The sequence below is a fragment of the Mesorhizobium sp. M2A.F.Ca.ET.037.01.1.1 genome, assembly GCF_003998075.1.
Classification (GTDB): domain Bacteria; phylum Pseudomonadota; class Alphaproteobacteria; order Rhizobiales; family Rhizobiaceae; genus Mesorhizobium.
This window is the reverse complement of the sequence record NZ_RZSA01001770.1, coordinates 1-493: the sequence shown is the minus strand read 5'-3', so window position 1 is coordinate 493 and position 493 is coordinate 1. Positions and strand designations below refer to the sequence as shown.

Here is a 493-nt window from a genome sequence, read left to right as displayed (position 1 = left end):
ACGAGGAGGCGCCCGACCCCAGGTATTGCAAACACTGTCTCGGTTATCACCACACCGCCGAGCATTGAGGCGAAGGACGTCCCGACAACGGTAACAAGGGGAACAGCAACCAATCTGAGGCAGTGTCGGACGACAATCGAGATCTCATCGAGGCCCTTCGCGCGCGCGACACGGACAAAGTCCTCATTAAGAACTTCAATGGCGCTCGCCCTCGTAATTCGACCGATAAACGCCATCTGCGCAAATCCCAACATAATCGCCGGCAGGAGCAGATGCCTCGCGAATTCCGGAATTCCTTTGTCAATGCCGGCAAAACCCTGAACCGGCATCAATCCGAGATGCACGCCGAACGTGAAAATCAGAAGATACCCGATCAAAAAGGCCGGGACCGACATTCCCACAACGCAAAACAGCAGGACGGCTCGATCTGCGATGCTCCCCGCTCGATGCGCTGCCAGCAACCCCAGCGGCACAGCTAGTATCAGTGCTACTA

Annotated in this window: 1 protein-coding gene; it reads right to left on the bottom strand. The window is 56.4% G+C overall.

Annotated features, from left to right (window positions below):
* The coding region (locus EOA27_RS39715) for an ABC transporter permease (RefSeq protein ID WP_245491434.1) at nucleotides 1-473 on the bottom strand (473 nt) is incomplete at its 3' end.
* Between the last annotated feature and the right edge of the window lie 20 nt (nucleotides 474-493).